Source organism: Mesorhizobium sp. INR15, from assembly GCF_015500075.1.
Taxonomy (GTDB): Bacteria; Pseudomonadota; Alphaproteobacteria; order Rhizobiales; family Rhizobiaceae; genus Mesorhizobium.
The window spans coordinates 5,514,608-5,540,418 of the sequence record NZ_CP045496.1 but is presented as its reverse complement, the minus strand read 5'-3'; the positions used below and the strand labels follow the sequence as shown (position 1 = coordinate 5,540,418).

Below are 25,811 nucleotides of genomic sequence, written 5' to 3'. Positions count from 1 at the left end.
GCCGCTGTCGCGTCAGGTGGGCGAGACATGCGCCCTGGCGACGAAACGATCGGCTCCGGCGGTGCAATCCGCCGGAGATTTGTCTCCCGCCGGGATTGCCCGGCTTCTCAGGCAGCGACCTTGATGACCGGGGTGATTTTCTTCACCGGAATGCGCACGGAAACGATCGTGCCGACGCTTTCTGTCGAGCGAATCTTGAGGGCGCCACCCTGAAGCTCGGCAAGCGAGCGCGAGATGGCAAGGCCAAGGCCGGAGCCGGCGTGGCTTTTGGAAAACTGGTTCTGCACCTGTTCGAACGGACGCCCGAGCTTGCCGAGCGCCTCCTTGGGAATGCCGCAGCCATTGTCCTCGATGGTCAGCACCAGCGCGCCGGAGGTGTTGCGTGCCCTGACCGAGATATGACCGCCCTGACCGGTGAACTTCACCGCGTTGGACAGGAGGTTGATGACGATCTGCTTGATCGCCCTGCGGTCGGCGAACAGCGTCAACGCGTCGGCGATGCGTGTCTCCACGGTGATCGACTTCTCGGCAGCCTGCAGCGAGACGACGCGCACGGTTTCGCTGATCAGCGGGCCAAGATCGATTTCCTCGCGGTCCATCGAGAACTGGCCGGCTTCGATCTTCGACATGTCGAGAATGTCGTTGATAACGCCCAGAAGGTATTTGCCGCTGCTGTTGATGTCGGTGGCATACTCTTCGTAGCGCTCGGAACCCAGGGGGCCGAACAGGCCTTGCTCCATCAATTCGGAGAAGCCGATGATCGCATTCAGCGGCGTGCGCAATTCATGCGACATGTTGGCCAGGAACTCGGATTTGGCCCGGTTGGCTGCTTCGGCGCGCTCGGTCTCCTTCATGTATTTGCGGTTGAGTTCAACCAATTCGCTGGAACGTTCTTCCTCGGCGCGGCGCGCAAGGCTGAGATCGTGGATGGTTGCCATCAGCCGGCGCTCGCTGTCGACCAGCTTTTCCTGGTGCAGCTTGATCTGGGTGATGTCGGAGCCGACCGAAACATTGCCGCCGTCGCGGGTCCGCAGTTCGTTGACTTGCAGCCATCGGCCATCGGCCAGTTGCCGTTCGAAAGTGGCGCCGCCTTGCGGTCCGTTGGTGTTGGCCAAACGCCGCTCGGAGGCAAAGGCGAGCATGCGCTCTTCCAGGATGGCGCGCGAGGCGCCCGGCATCACGTCGCGGTCCGACAGGCCGTTGTCCTTCTGGTACTTGGAATTGCACATGATCAGCCGCTGGGTGGAATCCCAGAGCACGAAGGATTCGTTGATGTTTTCGATGGCCGTCCTGAGGCGAAGGTCCGCGGCCTCTGAACGCAGCGCCAGATGCCGCTGCTCGGTGACGTCGACGGCGATGCCGATCAGCTGGATCTCCGGCGCCTCCGGGTCGATGACTTGCGCCCTGGCGCGCATCCACACCCATTGGCCATCCGCGTGCCGCATCCGAAACACCTGGTCGATGTGATCGATTTCGCGGGCGACGATCCGGTTGGCAAGCTGGAACAGGTCACCGTCTTCCGGGTGGATGATCTCATCGACTTCGCCGAACGACAGCATCGTGTCGCAGGGCCGATAGCCCAGCATGTCGTACATCGAGCGCGACCAGTACATCTTGCCGCGCACCATGTCCCAGTCCCAGAGGCCACAGCGCCCGCGCACCAGCGCCATGTCGATGCGCTGATGCGCCTCGAGATAGATGCGGTCGGCCGCCTGGGCTCGTGCTGCCTGGCCGAAATAGGCGTAGAGGATGATGATGAGCACGCCGGCCGTCAGCACGAACAGTGTGACATTCAGCGAGACAGCCTTGCGCCAGGAATCGAAAACCGCATCCTGCGGAACCAGCGCCGCCGCCGCACTCTTGCGGTCGCTCGCCAGGCTGATTGCCGCGTACCAGTCCCGCCCGCCGATGGTGACATCCATCACGCCGGCGCGGTCGCCGAACATGAACAAGGGCTGGCCGCCCTGGACGAGGTTGTCGAGTGAATGGCCGAGCCACGGTGTCGATCGTGGCGTCACGGCGAGGATCTTGAAGGCGCTGTCGGTGACAACGAGTACATGGCTGCGGCCCATCGCGCCCTGACGACCGATATCTTCCAGAAGATTCTGGGCGGCGCCCGGCGCGGTGCTCGATACGGCGGCGAGTGAACTCGCCAGTTGGCCCGCCGCGAGCGTCAGGATTGTCTTGGCATCGCGCTCGACGTCGTCGCGCTCGTTCATCAATGACAGGATACGCAGTGCCGCGATAACGATCAGGAACGTGATGATGAGAACCGGGATCGATCGGCGGAGCAGCGGCTCGGCGGCCAGCAGCCGCCGGTAGGCCGGTTCGGCAATGAGCCGCGTGTTCCCGGCAAGGCCATCGCTTCGCGTCTCGCGACGCTCAAAAGCCGACCCTCCGGGCGCGCCCCACGCGTCCGCCTTCGCCATAAATGGCACTCCCCGATTTTAGTATGCCCGCATTTTCGCTTGGTGATCCGGCAAACACCGCACTTCCGAATCGTCATTAAAGAATCAAAGGTGATTCGCCTTGTCCAGTGGTCGGGCGAAAAAAGATTAAAAATCGACTAAAATAACGGGCTTTCGGGTCTGGTTGGAGCTTCCTGCCTCTGGGGATCAACCTCAGGCCAATGTGCGCTCGACAATGTCGCGCAAATCAGCCGACAGGTTTCCGCCATTGGCGATCGACAGCAGTGCCTCCCGGGCCTTGGCCTGCCGCAAGGGCTCGAGCGACCGCCATGAGCGCAGCGCGGTCGCCAGCCGTGCCGCCACCTGCGGATTGCGCTGTTCGACCTCGGCCACGGCTTGCGAGAAGAACAGGTACCCAGCGCCGTCGGCGCGGTGGAAGCCGGTCTGGTTGGCACTGGAGAACGTGCCGATCAGCGAGCGGACCCGGTTCGGGTTGGCCATCGAGAAGGCAGGGTGGCCGGTCAGGGCACGAACCGTTTCGACCGTGCGAGGTCCCGGTACGCTGGCCTGGATCTGGAACCACTTGTCCATCACCAGCGCGTCGTTGCGGTATCTCGTCTCGAACGCCGCCAGAGCGTCGATCGCCTCTGGTGAGCCATGGTGACGATGCGCGAGCACGGTGAGCGCAGCGGCGCGATCGGTCATGTTGGTGGCCGAGTGGAAATGATCGGCCGCAAGCTCGGCGCCGCCAGGCAGCAGACTGAGGAAGTCGAGCAGGATGTTGCGCAAGGCGCGCCGCCCGGCGCTCGCCGCGTCGGGACTGAAGGCGGCATTGCTGGCAAGGCCTATATAAAGATCGGAAAACGCTTGCTGGTTGGCCTTGGCCATGGCGATCGTCAGCGCCTCACGACCAGCGAAGATAGCATCCGGATCGATGTTCCTGCCGATGTCGCGCGCGATGTCGGCCTCGCTGGGCAGGGCCAGTGCAAGTGCCCGATAAGCCGGCTCCAGCGTCTCGTCACCGGCGATCCGGCCTGCAAGCCCGGTCAGCCTGGCGGCGAAAGCCGGCTGCTGGCCGCCGAGGACCTGGCGGAAGGCGCCGATCATCGCATCGGTCACAAGTGTGTTGAATGCCTGCCAGCGGGCGAAGGCGTCGCTGTCGTTTGCGGCAAGGAAGAACTGGTCGTCGGCTTTCTGCTCGACCGAAAGCGTCACTGGCGCCGAGAAGCCGCGATTGAGTGACACCGCGGGCCGCTCGGCAACGCCGGAGAAGCGCACCATGTGCCGGCGCTTGCGGATATGAATGACGCCATCCTCGACACTGGCGCCGTCGACGCTCGTATACTCGACCGCCTTGCCGTCAGCACCCATCAGGCCAAAGGCGAGTGGAATGTGCATCAGCCGCTTGCGGCTCTCGGATGGGGTTGGCGGCACCGATTGCTCGATCTCGAGCGTGAATTCCTGCAAGGCCGGATTGTGCGTCGAGCTCACGGTCAGATTGGGCGTGCCGGCCTGATGGTACCAAAGCGCGAATTGCGACAGGTCGTGGCCGGAGGCATCCTCGAACACCTTGATGAAGTCCTCGATCGTCGCCGCTTCACCGTCATGGCGCTCGAAATAGAGGTCCATGCCGGCACGGAAGGTCTTGGCGCCGAGGATGGTGCGGATCATGCGCACAACTTCCGAGCCTTTTTCGTAGACCGTCGCCGTGTAGAAGTTGTTGATCTCGCGGTAGCGGCGCGGCCGCACCGGATGCGCCAGTGGTCCCTGGTCTTCCGGAAACTGATGCGAGCGCAAGGTGCGCACCTCGGCGATGCGCTTGACCGCCCGGGACCGCTGGTCGGCGGAGAATTCATGGTCACGGAAAACCGTCAGGCCTTCCTTGAGGCAGAGCTGGAACCAATCGCGGCAAGTGATTCTGTTGCCAGTCCAATTGTGGAAATACTCATGCGCGATGATCGCCTCGATATTGGCGAAATCGGCGTCGGTCGCCGTCTCCTGGTCGGCCAGCACATATTTGTCGTTGAATATGTTGAGACCCTTGTTCTCCATGGCGCCCATGTTGAAGTCGGACACCGCGACGATGTTGAAAACGTCGAGATCGTATTCGCGGCCAAAGGCCTCTTCATCCCATTGCATCGAGCGCTTCAGGGCGTCCATGGCGTAGCCGGCAAGCGCCTCCTTGCCGGGCTCGACATAGATGCCAAGTTCGACCTTGCGGCCCGACATGGTGACGAAGCTGTCTCCAACCAGCCCAAGATTGCCCGCCACCAGCGCAAACAGATAGGACGGCTTGGGGAAGGGGTCGTGCCATCTAGCATAATGCCATCCGTCGGCGAGATCGCCGGCTTCGACCGGATTGCCATTGGACAGAAGCAGCGGCGCCTCGTCGCGCGGTGCCTCGACGCGAACGGTATAGACGGACAGGATATCGGGGCGATCGAGGAAATAGGTGATGCGGCGAAAGCCCTCGGCCTCGCATTGTGTGCAATAGACGTTGCTGGAGCGATAGAGGCCCATCAACGCTTCGTTCCGCGCCGGAGCCAGCTCCGTCTCAAGGATCAGCTGGAACCGGTCCGCCGCCGGCGGCCTGGCAATGGTCAGTTGATCGGGTGTGGCGAGGAAGTCCTCAGGTGCGGCCTTGCGGCCATCGATCTCGATGCGGTGCAGCGTCAGCCCATCGCCGTCCAGTACCAGCGGCGCTGACGTAGCGACACCTTCGCGGCGTTCGATCGTCAGGGTCGCTGTGACGATGGTCGCTTCGGGCGAAAGGCGGAAAGTAAGGTTGGTTTCCGGAATGAGATAGTCGTTGGCGCGATAGTCTTCGAGCTTGAAGACCTGGCCTGTGTCAGTGCGCATTCCGTGGCTTTTCCTGTCAATTTCCGCGATAGCGGGTTAGGTTACCTGGCTGAAAAAACTGAAGTCGGCGCTCTTTACACGAAAGCGCCCCTCGACAAAACTGGACCGTTGCCTATTTCAGGCGTTCACCCCCCTGCTACCGCGAGGCATTCATGACCGTCATCACACCGAAATTCGGGATGGGCGCCTCCGTGCTACGGCGTGAGGATGCCGCCTTCATCCAGGGGCAGGGCCGCTATACCGATGACATCCAGCCGGAGGGCGTCCTGCATGGCTATGTCTTGCGCTCGCCTGTGGCCAAGGCAAGTTTTACAATCGGTTCAACCGAAGCAGCCATGAGCGCGCCCGGCGTGCATCTCGTGCTGACCGGCAAGGACCTCGCCCATCTCGGCGACCTGAAGTCAGGCGTGATGCAGGCGCAGCCGGACGGCACCAAAGCGCCGACCCGCGACATTCCGATCCTGTGCCGCGACCGCGTCAACTATGTCGGTGATGCCGTTGCCTTCGTCGTCGCCGACAGCCGCGCATTGGCGCAGGATGCGGCCGAACTGATCGATGTCGACTATGATGGCGAGGACGCGGCTTCCGGCACCGCGACGGCGCTTGCCGAAGGCACACCGCTGGTCTGGCCGGAACTCGGCTCCAACCGTGCCTTTACCTATCACATGGGTGACAGGGCCAGGACCGGGAAGGCCTTTGCCAAGGCAGCTCACGTCACCCGCATCGAATTCATCAACAATCGCCTGGTCTGCAACTACATGGAGCCGCGCTCGGCGATCGGCGAGTGGAATACGCAAGAGAACCGCTTTGTGCTCACTACGGGCTCGCAGGGCGTGCACTCCATGCAGTACATCCTGGCCAGCCTGTTCAAGATCAAGAAGGACCAGGTGCGCGTCATAACTCCCGATGTCGGTGGCGGTTTTGGGCCGAAAAGCTTCGTCTATCGCGAATACCCGCTGGTGCTCGAGGCGGCAAAGCGCCTGGGCCGTCCGGTAAAATGGGCTGGCGACCGCACCGAGCATTTCCTGACCGATGCGCAAGGCCGCGACAATGCGGTGACGGCCGAAATGGCGCTGGACAAGGACGGCCGCTTCCTTGGCATGAAGGTCGACCTGCTCGCCAACATCGGCGCTTATATCTCGCAATATGGTCCGTTCATCCCCTATATCGGCGTCACCATGTCGACCGGCGTCTATGACATCAAGGCGCTGGATGTCTCGGTAACCGGCCTCTACACCAACACCTGTCCGGTCGATGCCTATCGTGGCGCGGGCCGCCCGGAAGCGGCTTTCCTGCTGGAAAAGCTGGTCGATGCCTGCGCCCATGACCTTGGCCTGTCCGTCGACGAGATCCGCCGGCGCAACTTCATCCGGCCCGAGCAGTTTCCCTACCGCACCCAGACTGGCCGCCTCTACGACAATGGCGAATTCGAAGGCCATATGGACCGTGCCATCGAGCAGTCCGAATGGAAGGCGTTTCCGGCACGGCTGGCGCAGTCGAAGGCGAGCGGAAAAATCCGCGGCATCGGCATGGCTACCTATATCGAGGCCTGTGCCTTTCCTGGCTCGGAGCCGGCGTTTGTCGAACTGAACGGCGATGGCACCGTGACATTGAAGATCGGCACCCAGACCAACGGGCAGGGGCACGCCACCGCCTACGCGCAATTCCTCTCGGAAAAGCTCAATCTGGACATCGACAGGATCCATGTCCGCCAGGGCGATACCGATGAATTGAAAGCCGGCGGCGGCACCGGCGGCTCGCGCTCCATTCCGCTGGGCGGCGTATCGGCGTCGCGCGCGGGCGAGGATCTGGCCAACAAGATCAAGCGCATCGCCGCCGACGAACTGGAGGCTTCCGCCGGCGACATCGAGCTGTCGAACGGCGTTGCCCGCATTGTCGGCACCGACCGCGCGATTGATTTTTCAAGCATCGCCAAGGCCGCGAAGAACCCCGACGATCTCAAGGGGTTCGGCGAGTTCGTGCAGGATGAGTGCACCTACCCGAACGGCACCCATATATGCGAGGTCGAGATCGATCCCGACACGGGTGCGACCGACATTGTGCGCTACACCATCGTCGACGATTTCGGCGTCACGGTGAACCCGGTCCTGCTTGCCGGCCAGGTGCATGGCGGCGTGGTGCAAGGCATCGGCCAGGCGCTGACAGAAGACACGATCTACAGCGAGGACGGACAGCTTCTGACGGCGAGCTTCATGGACTATGCCATGCCGCGCGCCGACAATTTCCCGTTCTTCCATTTCGAGACGCGTAATGTGCCCTCTATCACCAATGCCCTTGGCATAAAGGGGGCAGGTGAGGCCGGGACCATCGGCTCGACACCGGCGGCGCTCAATGCGGTTACCGATGCGTTGTATCGCGCCTACGGCGTCAAACACATCGAGATGCCCGCGACGCCGTCGCGGATTTGGGCAACGATCCAGGAAGCAGCGGCAAAGTGACATCAGGGCCGGGGGGCGAGGCGGCCGAAAAACTGTCGGATCATCCTGGCCGCGTCTTGACCGGGATCATGCTGAAGATCGTTTCGGTGGCGGTCTTTGTCGGCATGTCTTCCTGTATCAAGGCGGCCGGCACGCTGCCGGTCGGGCAGATCGCCTTCTTCCGCTCGTTCTTCGCCATCTTCCCGATCATCGCTTTTCTGGCCTACCGTGGCAAACTCGCCACCGCATTCTCGACAAGGCGCCCGCTCAGCCACATCGCGCGCGGCCTCGTCGGTGTCTGCGGCATGGGGCTCACTTTCTTCGCGCTGACACGGCTGCCGCTGCCGGAGGCGATCACGCTGAATTATGCGCAGCCGCTGCTGGTGGTGGTCTTCAGCGCGATCTTCCTTGGCGAGGCCATCCACATCTACCGCTGGAGCGCTGTCGCCGTTGGCCTTTTTGGGGTGCTGATCATCTCCTGGCCGGAACTGACGCTGCTCCGCTCAGGCGCGGCACTCGGTGACCAGGAAGTGCTCGGCGTCATAGCCGCATTGGTCTCGGCGGCGATCTCCGCCAATGCCATCCTGCTCGTACGCAACCTCGTCCAGACCGAAAGGACGGCGACAATCGTGTTGTGGTTTTCGGCGACGGCGAGCGTCATGGCGCTGTTGACGCTGCCTTTCGGCTGGCAGGCGCTGACGCCGCTGCAGGCTGGTTTACTGGTTGCATCAGGCTTTTGCGGCGGACTGGCGCAGATCCTGATGACGGCGGCCTACCGCCATGCCGAAGCCTCGGTGGTCGCGCCCTTCGAATACACGTCGATGATCCTAGGCGTGCTCGTCGGCTATCTGGTCTTCGGCGATATCGCGACACCGAACATGCTGGTCGGCGGACTGATCGTCGTTGCCGCCGGGCTCTTCATCATCTGGCGCGAACGCCAGTTGGGGCTCGAGCGCACCCGCACCCGAAAGGTGGCCTCGCCGCAAGGGTGAGGAGCGGTCCGCGCCAGCGGACGGAAAGCCAATTGCTTGGCTTTCCGAGCGACGAACGCCCGAAGCGATAGCGAAGGGCCGGTCCGCGCCTACGGCGCCTTCGCCGCCCGGTCTCTTGCTAGCCGCGTCAGCGCGGCGCCGGTCTGCTCGTCGGCTGGGAAGAACGATTCGATCGCCAGTTCCGAAAGTGTCACGTCGAGCGGTGTTCCAAAAACGGTAATGGTGCTGATGAAGGAAAGCACCGCGTCGCCATGCGCCAGCCGCAGCGGATGCACGATCGCGTTCGGCTCGACCGGCACGGGCCGGTTGCCTTTCAGGCCTGATGGATAGGTCCTCAATTCGCGTTCCAGCTCGACGAGTACAGGGTCGCCAGTCGCGTCATTCTGGCGTTTCAGCCGGTCGAGCAGGTGTGCGCGCCATTCGGCCAGATTGACGATGCGCGGCGCCACGCCGCCCGGATGCAGGCTGAGACGAAGCACGTTGACCGGCGGCGTCAGCAACGAGGCTTCAACGACATTGGCGAGGAAAGGGCCTATGGCCGCATTGGCCGCAACCAGGTTCCAGTGCCGGTCGACGGCCAGAGCCGGGAACGGCTCGTGGCCCTTGAGCACGATCTCGACCGCCGCCATCGCCGGCGCCAGGGACGCGTCGGTGAGCTGCCGCTCGCCGAAACTGGGCGCAAAGCCGGCTGCCAGGAGCAGCTGGTTGCGTTGCCGAAGCGGTATTTCCAGCTGTTCGGCCAGATGCAGCACCATGTCGCGCGACGGGGCCGAGCGGCCGCTTTCGACGAAGGAGAGATGCCGCTGCGAGATATCGGCTTCCATGGCGAGATCGAGCTGGCTCATTCGCCGGCGCGTGCGCCATTCGCGAATGAGGCTGCCGGCGGAAGTCTGGGCTGTTGTCATGGCGGCAAACTATGCCGGACCGCGCCGTATTTCCATTACCTCGAAGGTAATCCCCAGACTTCGTGACCTTCAGTTCAGCGACCGCAGTTTCGTCTTCACTTCGAGAAAATCCCGCCAAGCCAGCTTCTTGTGCGCGGGTGTTCTCAGGAGATAGGCGGGATGCAGGGTCGGCATCGCCGGGATGGCAATGCCGGAAGCGGTGGTGTGCGCACGCCAGTTGCCGCGCAGCCGCAAGATGCCTTCGGTGGTATTGAGCAAGGTCTTGGCCGAAGGGCCGCCGAGATTGATCAGCACCTTTGGATTGACCAGTTCGATCTGCCGTTCGATGAACGGCCGGCAGATCTCGGTTTCGTGTGGTGTCGGCGTGCGGTTGCCCGGCGGGCGCCACGGAATCACATTGGCGATATAGACCGAAGTCCGGTCTAGCCCGATCGCCGCCAGCATGCGGTCGAGCAACCGTCCGGAGCGGCCAACGAAGGGCAGGCCCTCGATATCCTCGTCGCGGCCTGGCGCCTCGCCGACCAGCATGACGGCGGCGTTCGGGTTGCCGTCGGCGAAGACCAGATTCTTGGCCGTGGATTTCAGATTGCAGCCATCGAAGGCCGCCATGTGCTGGCGAAGTTCATCCAGCGTCGACGCGGTCGCCGCCAATTGGCGCGCAAGCGCTGCCTGCGCTTCGTCGGGCACCGCCGTGGCGGCAGGCGCGCGTGCCGGCGGTGCGTCCGGCAACCGGCTCATATCTGGCCGCGGCGGTGTTGACGGGGGCTGCTGGGTGCTTTCGCGCGCGGGAGGTGTGGCGGTTGCGCGTTCAACTGGCCTTTGCGCCGCCTCGGCAAAGCGGTTTACCGGCTCGTCTTCGAGCGCGTCATCAACGCCGACGCTGGCATAGAAGGCCAGCAGGTCGGCGAGGTCAGGTCGGTTGGTTGGGGCGGCCGCATTCATGCCGGCACATTCATCCGCGTGGCGGCAATTTGCAAGTTCAGCCCGTCGGTATGCGGGGGTCCTGCACCAGATAGAAGGTCCATCGCGGCGTATAATCGGTCATCAGGAATTCGAAACTGGCCGTCTTGAGCGGATCCACCTTGCCATTGCGGAACAGCAGCCGGTCATAGGGTTCGAATTCACGATCAAAGTCGGCGAAATTGCTCGACCGGATATTGTCCGGCGTCTTGTTGCGCTGGTCGAACGAAAATCCGTCACCGAACACGCTCGGCTGATTGAGAATCTCCTGAAGCTCGAACTGGAATTCGATCCAGGCTTGACCGCTGTTGTTGAGCACATTGAGGTGCATGTACATGACGCCATTGGCGAACTCTCCGGCGGGCCCGAAGGGTTGGATCGGTTTCGTGGTGCGCATGGTCAAGGTCACCGGCGTCGCCGAATTCAGCTCTTCGGAGATAACGAAAGGATCCTCTTTCGTGCCTATGCCGGAAGCCCCGGTGATCCGGAAACCGCCGAGTTCGTCGGAGAAGGAGTAGGCTCCGGTCGCCCAGACTTTCACCTCGTCGGCGTGAGCCTGAAATGGCGTCAGCAGTAAAAGAGCCATGAGAGGCGCCCGGCGGACTCGGCCGAGCGTCGAAAAAAAGCGCGTCGATGAAAAGCCGGCAGGCCCAGGAATGCGCATGGCGCGAAGTATGGCCGATAAGCAAGCCGTCGAACAATCCAAAAACGTAACAGCCGCGCGCCTTCGCCCGAAACCTGCTCTTAATGGTGCGCGGTGCGCGACTTTTTGGCCAAAACAGCATTGTCACGTTCGCGCCGGTTTCCTGTCGCGACTTGATGCGCTATGCAGCGCAGGAGCCAGCAAGATGCGCGATAGCGACAAGCCAGTGCGGAGGGGTTGATGAGCGATATCGAACGCGAAAGCATGGAATTCGACGTGGTTATCGTTGGCGCCGGCCCGGCCGGCCTTGCCGCCGCCATCCGCCTCAAGCAGGTCAATCCCGAGCTCTCGGTCGTCGTGCTCGAAAAGGGCGGTGAGGTTGGCGCCCATATCCTGTCCGGCGCCGTTGTCGACCCGATCGGCATCGACCGGCTCTTGCCTGGCTGGCGCGATGAGGAAGGCCACCCCTTCAAGACCCCGGTCACCGCGGATCATTTCCTGGTACTGGGGCCGGCAGGCTCGGTCCGTCTGCCCAATTTTCTGATGCCGCCGCTGATGAACAATCATGGCAACTACATCGTCTCGCTGGGCAATGTCTGCCGCTGGCTGGCGACCAAGGCCGAGGCGCTTGGTGTCGAAATCTATCCGGGCTTCGCAGCCGCTGGCCTGCTCTTCAATGATGAGGGTGCTGTCACCGGCGTCGTCACCGGGGACATGGGCGTCGAAAAGGATGGCTCGCATGGGCCCGGCTTCGCGCCCGGCATGGCGCTGATGGGCAAATATGTGCTGATCGGCGAGGGCGCGCGGGGTTCGCTCGCCAAGCAATTGATGGCCAGGTACAAGCTTTCCGACGGTCGCGAGCCGGCCAAGTTCGGCATCGGGCTCAAGGAACTCTGGCAGGTCAAGCCGGAGAACCACCGGCTGGGCCTGGTTCAGCATTCGTTCGGCTGGCCGCTCGACATGAAAACCGGTGGCGGCTCCTTCCTCTATCATCTCGAGGACAATCAGGTCGCGGTCGGCTTCGTCCTGCACCTCAACTACAAGAACCCTTATCTGTCGCCTTTCGAGGAATTCCAGCGCTTCAAGACCCATCCGGCCATATCAGGCACGTTCGAGGGTGCCAAGCGGCTGGGTTATGGCGCGCGCGCCATCACCGAGGGCGGCTGGCAATCGGTGCCGAAACTGTCTTTCCCCGGTGGCGCGCTCATGGGCTGCTCGGCCGGTCTCGTCAACGTACCGCGCATCAAGGGTTCTCATAACGCCGTGCTGTCTGGAATGCTGGCCGCCGAGCATGTCGCCGAGGCGATCGGCGCCGGCCGGGCGAATGACGAACTGGCTTCCTACGAGGCAGCCTGGCGGGCAACCGACATCGGCAAGGACTTGAAGAAGGTGCGCAATGTCAAGCCATTGTGGTCGCGCTTCGGCACCATCGTCGGCATTGGGCTTGGCGGCCTCGACATGTGGCTGAACACGCTGTTCGGTGTTTCGCCCTTCGGCACGTTGAAGCACGGCAAGGCTGACTACGCGACGCTGGAGCCCGCGGCGAAGCACACCAAGATCAATTACCCGAAGCCGGATGGCGTGCTGACGTTCGACCGCCTGTCCTCGGTGTTCCTGTCGAACACCAACCACGAGGAAAACGAACCGGTCCACCTGCTCGTTGGTGACATGGGCCTGCAGCAGCGCTCCGAGCACGATGTCTTCGCCGGACCTTCGACACGCTACTGCCCGGCGGGCGTCTATGAGTGGGTCGACAAGGATGGCAACGCCGCCGCCGATCCCTCGGCAAAGGACGTGCGCTTCGTCATCAACGCGCAGAACTGCGTGCACTGCAAGACATGCGACATCAAGGACCCGAACCAGAATATCAACTGGGTGCCGCCGCAAGGCGGCGAGGGCCCGGTCTATCAGAACATGTGAACGCTCCGGACGTTGAAGCGGCACGGCGCTTATGATCTGCTTGGCTTCCTGGCGAAGAGGCAGGCATGCGCGCAACCATCTTGATGTTCTTGGCGGCCGTCGGCGTACTGCTTGGCGTCGCGACCGTGGCATGCGCTGACGTCACGGTCGTTATCAAGACACGGACATACGCCATCTCAGGCACATCGGGCGAAGCCTTGGTGGCGTCGATGAACCGCCATGGGCCGCATCATGGTTTCCTGACCCGTGCCATTGCGCTGACCAGCTATACCAAGGATTGGGACCTCGACCTTGTCCAGGCCGAAGGTAGCTGCCGCATCAAGCGGGCCAAGGGGACGCTCAACCTGACTTACACCTATCCACGCCTGACTTCAGTGCTCCCGCCGGTGCTCGGCAGGCGCTGGAAGCGGTTTTTCGCTGGTGTTCAAGCGCATGAGCAGACCCATGGCTCGATTGCGAAACAGATGATGAAGGCCGCCGAGAGGTCGCTGACAGGCCTGGCACTCCAGGCTGACGCGCAATGCATCAAGACACGGCGTGAGGCGCGACGGCGTACCGATGCCATCTATGATGAATATGAAGCCAGGCAGAATGCCTTCGACGCGCGCGAGCACAGGGATGGCGGTCATGTCGACCGCCTGGTCGGTGCCTTGGAGAGGTCTTAGGCTAGAGCAATTTCAGGAAAAGTGTGTAACGGTTTTCCCGGGAAAAGCGCGTAGCGCTTTCCCTTGGGAATTGCGTAAAAACAAAGAGTTAGAGCGGGTCAGCGATTCTATCAAACGCTGAACCGCTCTGGGGCGTCAGCTTCGCGCCTTGCCGGGCTGCTCTGCCGACACGGTCGCCGTCTCATGCTCGTCCACGGGTTTTTCCACCTCGGGCCGGAGCGAGAACTCAACCAAAACAGGCAGATGGTCCGAGCCGGTATCCTCCAGCCTTCTCGCCGAGCGGATGTTGATCGCGCCCCTACTGAAAACCTGATCGATCGGCAAGCCGGCGAAACGCAGGAAATCCGGCAGCTTTATGTAGAGCCAGGTTGGTCCGACGGATGGCATCAGCCGCAGCCCGCTGATCGCGGCAACGCGCCGGACTGCGGCACTCCACGGCACCGCATTGCAGTCGCCCGCCATGATCGCCGTGTCGCCAAGCGAGGCAAGGGGCTCCGCCAATTCGCCAATCTGCCAATACTGCTCGCGTGGCCATGGCCAACTGAGATGAATGGCGGCGACGTCGATGGGAGTTCCGCCGAGGTTGACGCTGGCGATCGCCATGGCTCCGCGGCCGAAACAGCGCGGTTCCGTGCCGGCGACAAAGGGCCGGCTCGACATAAGCCCAACGCCGAACGTGCCGTTCGGGAAGGGGCAAAAGACCCGATAGGGGTAGGCACTGGTCAGCGGTGCGAATTTTGCCTCCCACATGTCGGACACCTCATCGAGGGTGATGACATCGGGCTGGATCCGGCCAATCAGCGACAGGACTTTCTCAGGCGTCGGGTTGTTGTATCGCAGGTTCATCTGCAGCAGGCGGTAGACCGGGCCGTCATTGTTGCTGGCCTCATAGGCCTGGACCGCCCAGAAACGCGGCAGCGTGTTCGCGGTGGTGGCAAAGGCAGCCATGGCGAATACCAGGGCCGCCGCCGCTTGCGGCCAGAATGTCGTGGCCAGCAACGGCAGCGCGCAAAGCGCCATCAGCACGGCGAAGTGGACGCGGAAATGCGAGAAGGAATCTAAGGCCGGATGCAACGTCCCGAAGAACCCGGCCACGAGCGCACCCGAGAGCGCGAGCATGGCAAGGAATGCAATCGACGTCAGCAATGTCGCGAAGTTCACCTTCTCCATATCGCCCGCTTATCGGCAGAAATGCGGCTCAATCAAGATGACGAAGTGCCTCGCTGGCCGCTTACTGGAATGCCGTTTCCGAAAAACTTCTGAGCTTGCGTGAATGCAGCCGCTCCATCGGCATTTCGGACAGCTTTTCCATCGCCCTGATGCCGATGGTCAGATGCTGCGCCACCTGCCGCTTGTAAAACTCGGTCGCCATGCCGGGCAGCTTCAATTCGCCATGCAGTGGCTTGTCGGAAACGCACAGCAGCGTGCCGTAGGGAACGCGGAATCGGAACCCATTGGCGGCGATCGTCGCCGATTCCATGTCGAGCGCGATCGCCCGTGACTGCGAAAGCCGCTGCACCGGGCCGCGTTGATCGCGCAGTTCCCAGTTACGATTGTCGATGGTGGCGACGGTTCCGGTGCGCATGATCCGCTTGAGGTCGTAGCCGGACAGGCCGGTGACTTCGGCGACCGCCTCCTGCAGGGCCACCTGGATCTCGGCCAGCGGCGGGATCGGCACCCAGACGGGAAGATCGTCGTCGAGGACGTGATCTTCCCTGACATAGGCATGCGCCAGCACATAGTCGCCCAGCGCCTGGGTATTGCGCAGCCCGGCACAGTGGCCGAGCATGACCCAGGCATGCGGCCGCAGCACGGCGACGTGGTCGGTGATCGTCTTGGCGTTGGAAGGGCCAACGCCGATGTTGACCATGGTGATGCCGCCATGGTTTGGCTTCTTCAGGTGATAGGCCGGCATTTGCGGCAGCCGTGGTGGTGCGACCCCTTCGCTGGGCGCGCTTTGCCCCGCCTTGGTGATGACGTTGCCGGGTTCGACGAACTCGGCATAGCCGTGGCCGCCTTCCGCCATCTGGGTCCGTGCGCGGGCAACGAACTCGTCGATATAGAATTGGTAGTTGGTGAACAGCACGAAGTTCTGGAAATGCTGCGGCGTGGTGGCCGTATAATGCGACAGGCGGTGCAGGGAATAGTCGATGCGCTGCGCCGTGAACGGCGCCAGGGGTCTTGGCTCGCCGAAGGCCACCTCGAACGTGCCGTTGGCGATCTGGTCGTCGGTGCCGTCGAGATCCGGCACATCGAAAAGGTCGCGGATCGGCCGCTTGATGCGCTCTGCAGCCGCGCCGTCGACATGCGTGCCCTCTAGGAAGGCGAAATGCAACGGTATGGGCGTGGTCGATTCCGAAACGGTGACCGCGACGCCATGATTGCGCATGATCAGGCGCAACTGCTCCAGAAGATAGCTTTGGAACAAGCCTGGCTGGGTGATGGTGGTGGAAAAATGCCCCGGCGTCGGCATGTGGCCATAGGCCTGCCGCGAGTCGATCTGGGTGAACGAGTTGGTGGTAACGCCGATCTCCGGGTAGAAGGCCCGGTAGCGCCTGCTGTTGTCGCCGCCCGCGGCCAGCGTCGCGAACGAGTCGCGCAGGAATTTCGTGTTGCGGTCGTAGAGAACTTGCAGCGCCGCAACGGCCTTTTCGGCGTCGGTGAAGCTTTGCCGGCCAAAAGGCTCGGGCATGACGACTGATTCAATAGCTTGTGGGTAGATTCGCTTTTCCATGGCTCAATATAGAGACTTGGAACTGCTGTTGGGAGGGGTGTCGTGATCGAAGGCGGCCAAAGCGTCGTTTTTCTTTTCAGGTGCATGTCTCCTAAAAGCATGCACGCGCGCCTGAACCGAAGGCGCGCAGCGATTTTTGGACAACGACATTCACAAAGCAGGAATCAGCCGCGCTGCAGGCTGACCAGCAGCACGAACCCGACGCCTGTCTTCTTCAGCGCCGGCGCTTCGATCGTCGAACCGGCATCGGCACGCATCATCGGTACTGCCAGAACAGGAGCGGCAAGAACCATCAGGATAAGTGCCGCCCGCGGCAGAAGCCGAAGGGTCTTGAGAGCGTTGGCGGCGATGCGGTTCATGACGGTTTGCTTTTCTTTCGAGGCCTTGTTTCTTTGTTCAGTTGCGAAGATGGGCAAGGCAGGCGAGGTGACACGTCCTGGAACTGGCTTCGTCCCAGGCACGGGCCGGACGGCCCGCTTCGGCGACGAGGATGGCGAAGAACATTCCAAACAGGCTCATCAGCAGGCAGACGATGGTGAAGCGGCGAGCAAGCATTGGGTCGTGTCTCCTTCAACACGTATGAGAATGCCCTGATGCGACTGAACCGGCTCTGATGGCGTCGTTCATCTGCGGTTCAAATTGATTGACGGCGTTTTTGATCACGCTGGCCTGAGCTTCGGGAGGCTGGTGGGGAATCGTAGAGGTCGCCTGCCAAGCCGGGTGCCCTTGATGGGCATCGACGTGACCCGGTGATCGCGAGCTCATCCATGAAACGAAAACGGGGCCTATTAGGGCCCCGTTTCATGGCTGGGAGATGGGGATGATCAGAGTTTGTGCCAGGTCTGGCTTTTGCAAATCAGTCCGCCGAGCACGCAGCCGCTCATCTTGAGCGAGGTGCCGGACACCGAGGCCTTGCCCGAATAGGTCTTGTCGGTGTCCGGATCGGTTATGGTGCCGGTATATTTGTTTTCGCCGGCCGCCTTGAACGAGCCAATGTTCTTGCCGGAATATTTGCCTGACTTGAGCGTGATGGAAAACGAGCTGCCGCCGCCGGTGATGGCGGCGGTTGAACCGGCCTGTGTCTTCCAGTTGCCCTCGATCGGGTCGGCCCATGCCGCGCCGGCCATGATCATTGTAGCCGCGAGGGCCAGGCTGATTTTTCGAAACATGTACTTCCTCCCTTTGGATACCGGCCGGATGCTCCGCCTCGCCGGTCTGCCGCTTACGCAAACGTAAGCTAGTCCAGCTCCCCGCAAAACAAAAGCGGTGCCGCAGCGGAAGACTTCCGGTTTTTAAAGGGCTCAAAACACGCCTTGCGGGCAACGAAATGAAACGATCGCCGCATTGCCTTTGTCTCCCGTGGTTAGCGGAGTCTTGATTTCAGGCGCGAAAATTTTCGTCGAATTTGATGCAAACCAGCGCGATTGCTGAGTTTGTATCCTTAACGAATTTGCACGTTTACCTCTTGTTTTAGCTTTGTTTTCCTCAAATTAAGCACGCCATTTAACGACAGATTCAAGCCTCCACGGCATTCTCGAAAGCATCGGAAGAGCAGCCAGCAGGGACGAACCAAGGCAGCTCTCGGGAGCCTGACAGGGCCGGAAAACAGGGGACTAAAATGGCACGTTTTGAAATGCAGGAAGCAGGTTTCGGCGTCATGGGGGCAACTGCCCAGGCCGACATTCTTTTTGAACTGGGCATGATGTATGCGACCGGCCGCGATTGCGAGACCGATGTCGTCGCCGCCCACAAATGGTTCAACATTGCCGCGATCAAGGGTTCGGCCCGCGCCGCGGAACTGCGCTCCGAGCTGTCGGCGGCCATGTCGAAGGTCGAGATCGCCAGGGCGCTTCGTGAAGCCCGCGAATGGATGACCATCCACTAAAGTTGTTCTGCCGAACACAGGGAAGCTATCGGCTCAAGACCGCGCAAGACGGCAGGAGCTGGCACACAACAGGCCGCGACAAGACGGTCGAAGAGAAGAAGAAAAAGAACGCGGCGAGCCCTCCAAGGCCAAGCCGCGCCGGAAGCAAGGGAAGGCAGAACGGGGTTTTGGGCGCGGGGGCGCCGGGAACAACCCGACGGGCAAAAAGCCGCGACCGGCCGGGACAAGGCCGGCGCGGCTTTTGCCTTTTCGCATGGATAACGCATCGCAGGCCCAATCGAGCGGCGTCGATGCGCCTAGACAGGCTCCACGAAGGATGAAATTGTCCCGCCTCTCTGGAAGAAGCGCGGCCGGGGCGGCCGCGCGTGAGTGGAGGAGTTCTACTGTCATGAAAAAATTGAGTATTTTGAACGCGGCCATATTCGGCCTGATGATGAGCACGCCTGTCGCATTTGCCGACGACATCACCTTTTCGGTGGTCGGCCCGATGACCGGACAGCTCGCCACGATCGGTGATCAGTTCAAGCAAGGTGCGCAGGCCGCCGCCGACGCGATCAACGCGGCGGGCGGTGTCAACGGCCGCCAGATCAAGCTCGATGTCGAAGACGACCAGTGCGATCCGAAGCAGGCGGTCTCCGTTGCCAACCGTATCGTTGCCAACGGCGTCAAGTTCATCGATGGCCACGCCTGCTCGGGTTCGAGCATCCCGGCTTCCGCCGTCTATGCTGAAGCTGGCGCCTTGATGATGAGCCCGGCTTCGTCGAACCCGGTGCTGACCGACGCCGCGGCCAAGTCCGGCTGGCCGACGATCATGCGCCTTTATACGCGTGATGATGCGCAGGGCGCTTTCATCGGTCCGTGGATCGCCAAGAAATACGCCGGCAAGAACGTCGTCGTTCTGCACGACAAGAGCGCCTACGGCCAGGGCGTGGCCGATGCCGTAAGGGCAACGATGAACGCCGGTGGTCTCAAGGAAGTCGACTATGAAGGCATCAACGCCGGCGAGAAGGACTATTCGGCTCTCGTCACAAAGCTCAAGGAACTGAAGGCCGATGTCGTCTATTTCGGCGGCTATCACCCCGAGGCCGGCCTGATCCTGCGCCAGTCGGCGGAACAGAATGTCAAGTTCCAGCTGATCATGCCGGATTCGATCGCTTCGCCGGAATTCTGGCAGGTTGCCGGCCCGGCTGGCGAAGGCACCATGTTCGTCTTCCCGTCGGATCCGCAGGCAAAGCCTGAGGCCAAGGCGGCCGTGGAGAAGATCAAGGCCGGCGGCTTCGTGCCGGAAGGCTTCACGCTGTTCTCCTACGCCACGATCCAGGCTTTCGCAGAAGGCATCAAGCGCGCCGGCAGCGACGACCCTGCGAAGGTCGCTGAAGCATTGAAGAACGGCACGCCGATCAGCACTGTGGTTGGCGACGTCACTTTCGACGAGAAGGGCGATCTCAAGAACGCCAGCTACGACATCAACCAGTGGCATGACGGCAAATACGCGCCGATCGCGCAGTAATCGTTGACGCCGCCAAGGCGGCTTCATAGCGCAAAAAAATGGCCGGGTTCGTCCCGGCCATTTTTCTTTTGAAAACATTGATTTTTCTAGGGCTATTTGCCGCGGATTTTGCCGGTTATCATAACCGGAATATATGCGGCCATGCGATTTTTGATTGAAGTTGGAATTCGCCAATTTTAGATGCGACGGTGAACCCAATCTCCGCCATGGTGGCGCTGAGCTTTCAGTCAATCCCGCGTCGGCCACCTCCACACCGGCTAACCCGCCGACGGGCGCTTAACCGGCTTAGTCACCGCCGCGGTGGCTGGGCGGCTAACCATGATGATCTTCGACGATATTCGATGATGAGGCTTCGTTCCCGCGATCTATTTCTCGCCAGGCAGTTCGCCTTGGAAAGAAATAGAGGCGTTACCAAGTAATTGCATTGCAGGGGAACGATTTTTGAAGTTACAGAATGATCGGGAGATTCGCTTCCCCTTGTGCCCTGTAGTTTTAACGCAGGCGGGCCTGTCCGCCAAAGCGCGAAGGCAAGTTGACCCACTCCATCCGCAAAATCCGATTCAGACCCTGGTACCGAATGAATTCAAATATGAACCTGGCTGGCGGGAATTACTTGCTCCGCCGCGTGTCCATCATGATCGGCTGCCTCGCCCTGCTAACCGCCATGGCGGCCTTGTGGCCGGTCTATAGGGCGTTTTTAAACATCGAGATCGACATCAACGAAGGATGGAATGCCTATTTTGCCGACGCGGCGATGGGGCGGATGCCGCTTTATCCCTCTGCCCGTCAACTGATCGCCAATAATTATCCGCCGCTTTCCTTTTATATCGTCGGCGGTCTGGGACGATTGATCGGTGACCCTGTTCTAGCTGGGCGGTTGTTGTCGCTCGCAGCCGTTCTGGTGATTGCCTGGGGCGTTCATCGCGCGGTTCGCCTACTGGGTGGCGACGCGACCTCCGCAACCATCGGCGCATTGTTTTTTGGCGCCACCATGTGCCGCTTTTTTACCGGGTATGTGGGGATGGATGACCCTCACTTGCTGGCGCAAGCTGTCATGACAGTTGGCTTTGTTGCTTTCCTGCAGGCCAAATCGCAGGATCGCGGCTATGTCCTACCCATCCTGCTAATGGTGGGCGCGGGGTTCATCAAACACAACATCGTTGTGATGCCGCTGACGGCGATGATCTGGCTGGGCATCAACCGGCCACGGCAGATGGTGAAATCGGGGCTCTTGGCGGCGTTTGCTATCGCCTTGGGATTTGCCCTTTGTTACCTCGCCTTCGGCTCCGATTTTTTCAACAACTTGATGTCGCCGCGCGCCTATGTATTAAAACACGCCCTCGGCGCCGTGGGACATCTACAATGGATTGCCGTTGGATTGGCCGCCTGGGTCTACGTTGGCATTACGCGTAGGGCCGATCCCAATCTCCGGTTCTGCAATCTCTTGAACACGCTTGGCCTCGTGATGTTCTTTGTCCAAAAAACCGGCGATGGCGTGGCCTACAATGCGCAATTCGAACTGGTCTTTGGTGTATGCATTGCCACCGGCCTTGCTTTTGCGCACGCGCCGGTTTTGCCGCTCGCCCGGCGCTGGTCACCGCAGACGCTGCAATTTATCCTTCTGCTCGCCATTTGTCTCCGCCTGGTGGCATCCGCGCGCTTGGAGCCGGTGAAATTACTGTTGGCTCCCGGCTTCCACGCTGAAATAACCGCGCGCGAAGCCGCCATGTCCACGACGGTTGCCCGCCTTAAGACCACCCCCGGCGATGCGACGTGTTCCTCTACGCTCGCCAATTATCGTTCGGGAAAACCTTTCATCGTCGATCCCTTCTATGTTCACCAACAGGTTCTCACCGGCCATCTTTCTCCCGATGCCGTTACCAAACTCATCGACGCCGGAAAATTGACGGTAGTGGAGGCGGACCCCCTTTTGCATTGGTGAGTTTATTTTTCGGTATCGCAGCCTACGCATCCCATCGGTGGGCGCGGTGCTGAATTTGTCTTGGCGTGTCAGAACTATTCCTGTGCGGCTCCACGTCGCGCGTTTCCGGAAATCGTCGACGCCAAATTGATGCCTATTGTCACCATCACTTGAAGATTGTGCTGTTCATCAAATACCGGTCGTGGGAAGCAGATCCCACAAACAGGGTCGAAACAAGAGTCGATGACAACATGACTCTTATCAACGCAACCAATTGGGTCGGGGTATGTCCATCGCTGCGACACCAGACTCACATTGCCGGGGGTGATTTTGAACACCGATGTCAGAGACAGTCAGAATGCGAAGGCGAATCTTACTCCGTCGGTCTCAGTAATTATTCCGACATTCAATGAATTTGGGAATATTTCCAAGATCACGTCGGCTATCGGGATCGCTCTCAGGGACAGAGATCACGAGATTGTATTTGTCGACGACGACTCATCCGATGGAACGAGGACTGAAGTTGCAAAATTGGCTGCTACTATCCCCAGAATTCGACTCATTCATCGCATCGGACGGCGTGGACTGTCTACTGCCGTCACCGAAGGTATGCTCAGCACGACAGCTCCATTCATGGTTGTGATAGATGCCGATCTCCAACATGACGAGAAAATTATACCGGAAATGCTTTCCTTCCTTGAAGCCAAGACCGCTGACCTTGTGATTGGTTCAAGGTATATCGAAGGTGGCGGGCTGGGTTCCTGGGGCAAACGCCGAGCGCAAATTAGTGCCTTTGCAACCTGGCTAGCTAAGATGGTGACCAAAAGCGATCTTAGTGACCCGATGAGCGGCTTCTTCGCTATTACGAGAGCGGCTTTCGATAGTTCGGTCAGGGATTTATCAGGCCAAGGCTACAAAATCCTATTGGATATCTGCGCTTCCTCGAAATCTCCGTTGAGAATCAAAGAGGTCGCTTACCAGTTTCGGACGAGGCAGTCCGGCGAGAGCAAGTTGGATGCATTGGTTACATGGGAATACCTGATGTTGCTGGTCGACAAACTGGTCGGCCACATCGTTCCAGCGCGCTTCATATCTTTTTCCCTGATAGGCGGCCTTGGCGTCTTCGTTCACATGGTTGTGTTGTCAGTGCTTCTTGCCACAGGTCTTGCCAATTTTTTCGCCGCTCAAGGCGTTGCGACATTCACTGCGATGGTATTCAATTTCTTTGTGAACAACACGCTGACCTATCGCGACAGGCGTCTCCGGGGCGTCAAGGAGGTGATTTTTGGGTTGTTCAGTTTTATGATCGTATGCTCCGTGGGTGCTTTCGCGAACGTGGGCATTGCAAACTACCTGTTCGCGAACAGTCACTATAGGTGGTGGTCGGCAGGTCTGGCCGGTATTCTGCTTGGCGCCGTTTGGAACTATGCGGCGACGTCAGTCTTTACCTGGAGAATAAGAAAACGCCCGAATAGTGCCACGAATGCCCCCTGATCAGCATTGGCTGTTACCCCCGTGCGGAAGTTGCTTGAAAACAAATGGGCAGAATGGGCTTCCGCTGTCAGCCCGCAACGGCGCTTGATGCGTTCTCGGCGAATCGCACCAGAACCGTCCCGTCCGTAACCTGCGCGCCTTCGCTCGCGATATCGGCGATCACGCCGTCATGCGGCGCGGCTATGGTGTGCTCCATCTTCATGGCCTCGAGGATCAGCAGCGGCTGCCCCTTGATTACGGTGTCGCCTTTTGCCGCGCGCACCAGCTTGACCAGCCCAGGCATCGGGGCTCGCAGGCTGCCGGAGCCGGCTGCCGTTTCATCGGCCCGCGCCAGCGGGTCCGAAACCGTGAAATTATAGCCGACCGCGCCTTCGAACACTGTGACATGGCCGGGCCAGCGGGCGAGGCGAGGGGCACTCCGAAGATCGTGCGGGTTCACGCTGTCATGTGGCTTGTCCAGCGCCACCTCGAAACGTCCGTCACGCCGCACCGAGACCCGCGCCAGAATATCCTCATCGCCATAACGCAGCCTCGTGCGCCGTGCCACGCCATGGAAATGCGCGTAGCCGGCAAGCATCGACCAGGGGTCATTGGATGGCGCCGGCAAACCAGCGCCGGATGCGGCAAGGGCGGCAGCGGCGATAGTCGCGTCGCCAGGTGGAGCGACTTCGGTCAGCGCCTGCTGGTGTCTTGCGATCAACCCGGTGTCGACATCGCCGGCTGAGAAATCCGGATCGCCCGCCAGGGCGGCGAGAAAGGCGGTGTTGACGGTGGAACCGGCAATCTCGGTTTGTGAAAGTGCCGTCCCCAGTGCTTCCAGCGCTGCCTGCCTGTCCTTGCCGTGCACCACCAGTTTGGCGATCATCGGATCATAGAAGGGCGAGATCGCGTCGCCGGCCCGCACGCCGGTTTCAATGCGCATGGCAGCGCCTTCAGGCGCGGCATCCGGAAATTTCAGATGATGCAGCGTGCCGGTTGCCGGCAGGAAGCCCTTGGCCGCGTCCTCGGCATAGATGCGTGCCTCGAAGGCGTGGCCGGCAAGCGTGATCTCGCTTTGCGTCTTCGGCAGCTTGCCGCCGGAGGCGACCTTGAGCTGCCATTCGACAAGATCGATGCCGGTGATCATTTCGGTGACGGGATGCTCGACCTGCAGGCGCGTGTTCATTTCCATGAACCAGAAACGGTCGGCTTTCAGCCCTTGCGAGGCATCGACGATGAACTCGATGGTGCCGGCGCCGGAATAGTCGATCGCTTTGGCAGCCTTCACCGCGGCGTCCGTCATCGCCTTGCGCAGAGCCGGTGTCATGCCGGGAGCGGGCGCTTCCTCGATGACTTTTTGATGCCGCCGCTGCGCCGAGCAGTCGCGTTCGTAGAGATGCACGGCGTTGCCGAAATTGTCGCCGAACACCTGCACTTCGATATGACGCGGCTTGTCGACATATTTTTCCACCAGCACGCGGTCATCGCCGAAGGCGGCCTTGGCTTCGCGCCGCGCGCCCGACAGCGCCTCGGAAAAGTCATCGGGATGCTCGACCTTCCGCATGCCCTTGCCGCCGCCGCCGGCGCGCGCCTTGATTAACACGGGATAGCCGATCTCGCGCGCCTTGGAGGCTAGCAGCACGATCTCCTGCGCCTCGCCATGATAGCCGGGCACAACGGGCACGCCGGCCTTTTCCATCAGCCGCTTGGCCGCGTCCTTAAGGCCCATGGCGCGGATGGATGCCGCCGACGGGCCGATGAAGACCAGCCCAGCCGCGACCACTTGGTCCACGAAATCGGGATTCTCCGACAGGAAGCCGTAGCCCGGATGAATTGCCTCGGCGCCTGTCGCCAGAGCCGCCGCGATGATCTTGTCGCCGCGAAGATAGCTTTCTCCAACAGGCGAGGCGCCGATATGCACCGCCTCGTCGGCCATCTCGACATGCAGGGCCTTCGCGTCGGCATCCGAATAGACTGCGACCGTGCGCACGCCGAGCTTCCGCGCCGTGCGGACAACGCGGCAGGCGATCTCGCCCCGATTGGCGATCAGGATCTTGGCGAACATGGAGCCTCCCGGGTTAGCAGCGGGTGGCGCCCATCTGTCAGTCGACCACCTATTTTGAGGCCGCGATCCCGCAGCCACCGCTTGCGATCTTGACCTTGTATTTCTTCAACCCGGCCTGACACGACCGCATCGCCAGATCTTCCGCTGCCTTCTGCGACGGCGCGTTCAGCCGGGTGCCACAAATGATGTAGAGATCGACGACGCGCGAATAGAATGTCGTGGCGTAAGCCGAGTGGCCGTTGGCCGCTACATAGGCGTTGTAGGCTTTGGTGCAGGGCTCCTTCGGGTCCAGCGACAGATAAGGAGAGGACCGCTTGTCGCCAACGTTTCCAGCCAGCGATCCTGCTGCGGCAATGCCTGGCGTAGTGCATATTAGCAATCCTGCAAGTGTCAGTGCAGTTGCTTTGCGAGTATTCCGCTGATTCATCTTCGT

Annotated in this window: 20 protein-coding genes; 8 read left to right on the top strand and 12 right to left on the bottom strand. The window is 61.0% G+C overall.

What is annotated here, in order from left to right; genetic code table 11:
• Positions 1 to 107 precede the first annotated feature (107 nt).
• Positions 108 to 2,429, bottom strand: a complete 2,322-nt coding sequence (locus GA829_RS27120) for a PAS domain-containing sensor histidine kinase (RefSeq protein ID WP_195175643.1) — start codon at positions 2,427 to 2,429, stop codon at positions 108 to 110.
• A 192-nt stretch (positions 2,430 to 2,621) separates the two neighbouring features.
• On the bottom strand, positions 2,622 to 5,267 hold the full coding sequence (gene pepN / locus GA829_RS27115; protein ID WP_195175642.1) for an aminopeptidase N: 2,646 nt from the start codon (positions 5,265 to 5,267) through the stop codon (positions 2,622 to 2,624).
• A 152-nt stretch (positions 5,268 to 5,419) separates the two neighbouring features.
• Between pepN and GA829_RS27110 the strand changes: the two genes are divergently transcribed.
• Positions 5,420 to 7,726, top strand: a complete 2,307-nt coding sequence (locus GA829_RS27110) for a xanthine dehydrogenase family protein molybdopterin-binding subunit (RefSeq protein ID WP_195175641.1) — start codon at positions 5,420 to 5,422, stop codon at positions 7,724 to 7,726.
• Positions 7,723 to 8,697, top strand: coding sequence for a DMT family transporter (locus tag GA829_RS27105; protein ID WP_258051985.1), 975 nt, complete (start codon positions 7,723 to 7,725; stop codon positions 8,695 to 8,697). Before GA829_RS27110 ends, GA829_RS27105 begins: the two co-directional genes overlap by 4 nt.
• An 89-nt stretch (positions 8,698 to 8,786) precedes the next feature.
• On the opposite strand, the gene GA829_RS27100 is transcribed toward GA829_RS27105, so the two are convergent.
• From GA829_RS27100 to GA829_RS27090, 3 genes are all read right to left on the bottom strand, one after another.
• On the bottom strand, positions 8,787 to 9,602 hold the full coding sequence (locus tag GA829_RS27100) for a helix-turn-helix domain-containing protein (protein WP_195175640.1): 816 nt from the start codon (positions 9,600 to 9,602) through the stop codon (positions 8,787 to 8,789).
• A gap of 69 nt (positions 9,603 to 9,671) precedes the next feature.
• Positions 9,672 to 10,544: a uracil-DNA glycosylase gene (locus tag GA829_RS27095; protein WP_195175639.1), complete on the bottom strand. Its 873-nt coding sequence runs from the start codon at positions 10,542 to 10,544 to the stop codon at positions 9,672 to 9,674.
• Positions 10,545 to 10,581: 37 nt separating this feature from the next.
• On the bottom strand, positions 10,582 to 11,226 hold the full coding sequence (locus GA829_RS27090; protein WP_195175638.1) for a hypothetical protein: 645 nt from the start codon (positions 11,224 to 11,226) through the stop codon (positions 10,582 to 10,584).
• A 219-nt stretch (positions 11,227 to 11,445) separates the two neighbouring features.
• On the opposite strand from GA829_RS27090, the gene GA829_RS27085 reads away from it, so the two are divergent.
• Positions 11,446 to 13,125 (top strand): electron transfer flavoprotein-ubiquinone oxidoreductase, encoded by a 1,680-nt coding sequence (locus GA829_RS27085; protein ID WP_195175637.1) that lies wholly within the window; start codon positions 11,446 to 11,448, stop codon positions 13,123 to 13,125.
• A 65-nt stretch (positions 13,126 to 13,190) separates the two neighbouring features.
• Complete coding sequence (locus GA829_RS27080) at positions 13,191 to 13,790, top strand: DUF922 domain-containing protein (RefSeq protein WP_195175636.1); 600 nt, start codon at positions 13,191 to 13,193, stop codon at positions 13,788 to 13,790.
• Between the two features lie 135 nt (positions 13,791 to 13,925).
• On the opposite strand, the gene GA829_RS27075 is transcribed toward GA829_RS27080, so the two are convergent.
• The 5 genes from GA829_RS27075 to GA829_RS27055 all read right to left on the bottom strand — a co-directional run bounded on the left by GA829_RS27075 (position 13,926) and on the right by GA829_RS27055 (position 17,693).
• A complete protein-coding gene (locus GA829_RS27075; RefSeq protein ID WP_258051984.1) occupies positions 13,926 to 14,960 on the bottom strand; it encodes an endonuclease/exonuclease/phosphatase family protein in 1,035 nt (344 codons plus the stop codon).
• A 61-nt stretch (positions 14,961 to 15,021) separates the two neighbouring features.
• Positions 15,022 to 16,482 carry an AMP nucleosidase gene (locus tag GA829_RS27070; protein ID WP_258051983.1) on the bottom strand — a complete coding sequence of 487 codons (1,461 nt, stop codon included), beginning with the start codon at positions 16,480 to 16,482 and terminating at the stop codon, positions 15,022 to 15,024.
• 206 nt (positions 16,483 to 16,688) lie between these two features.
• Positions 16,689 to 16,883 (bottom strand): hypothetical protein, encoded by a 195-nt coding sequence (locus GA829_RS27065; protein ID WP_195175634.1) that lies wholly within the window; start codon positions 16,881 to 16,883, stop codon positions 16,689 to 16,691.
• A gap of 37 nt (positions 16,884 to 16,920) precedes the next feature.
• Positions 16,921 to 17,079, bottom strand: a complete 159-nt coding sequence (locus tag GA829_RS27060; protein WP_195175633.1) for a hypothetical protein — start codon at positions 17,077 to 17,079, stop codon at positions 16,921 to 16,923.
• A 269-nt stretch (positions 17,080 to 17,348) separates the two neighbouring features.
• Positions 17,349 to 17,693 (bottom strand): DUF2147 domain-containing protein, encoded by a 345-nt coding sequence (locus GA829_RS27055; protein ID WP_195175632.1) that lies wholly within the window; start codon positions 17,691 to 17,693, stop codon positions 17,349 to 17,351.
• Between the two features lie 449 nt (positions 17,694 to 18,142).
• On the opposite strand from GA829_RS27055, the gene GA829_RS27050 reads away from it, so the two are divergent.
• From GA829_RS27050 to GA829_RS27035, 4 genes are all read left to right on the top strand, one after another.
• Entirely contained in the window at positions 18,143 to 18,409 is a 267-nt protein-coding gene (locus GA829_RS27050) for a sel1 repeat family protein (protein ID WP_195175631.1), read from the top strand.
• Positions 18,410 to 18,797: 388 nt separating this feature from the next.
• Positions 18,798 to 19,919 (top strand): branched-chain amino acid ABC transporter substrate-binding protein, encoded by a 1,122-nt coding sequence (locus tag GA829_RS27045; RefSeq protein WP_195175630.1) that lies wholly within the window; start codon positions 18,798 to 18,800, stop codon positions 19,917 to 19,919.
• Positions 19,920 to 20,508: 589 nt separating this feature from the next.
• The gene (locus GA829_RS27040) at positions 20,509 to 21,861 is read left to right on the top strand and encodes a glycosyltransferase family 39 protein (RefSeq protein WP_195175629.1); all 1,353 of its coding nucleotides are present in this window, start codon (positions 20,509 to 20,511) and stop codon (positions 21,859 to 21,861) included.
• 309 nt (positions 21,862 to 22,170) lie between these two features.
• Positions 22,171 to 23,334, top strand: coding sequence for a glycosyltransferase (locus tag GA829_RS27035; protein ID WP_195175628.1), 1,164 nt, complete (start codon positions 22,171 to 22,173; stop codon positions 23,332 to 23,334).
• A 67-nt stretch (positions 23,335 to 23,401) separates the two neighbouring features.
• On the opposite strand, the gene GA829_RS27030 is transcribed toward GA829_RS27035, so the two are convergent.
• Both GA829_RS27030 and GA829_RS27025 read right to left on the bottom strand, forming a co-directional pair.
• Positions 23,402 to 25,378, bottom strand: a complete 1,977-nt coding sequence (locus GA829_RS27030; RefSeq protein WP_195175627.1) for an acetyl/propionyl/methylcrotonyl-CoA carboxylase subunit alpha — start codon at positions 25,376 to 25,378, stop codon at positions 23,402 to 23,404.
• A gap of 49 nt (positions 25,379 to 25,427) precedes the next feature.
• Positions 25,428 to 25,805 (bottom strand): hypothetical protein, encoded by a 378-nt coding sequence (locus tag GA829_RS27025; protein WP_195175626.1) that lies wholly within the window; start codon positions 25,803 to 25,805, stop codon positions 25,428 to 25,430.
• Between the last annotated feature and the right edge of the window lie 6 nt (positions 25,806 to 25,811).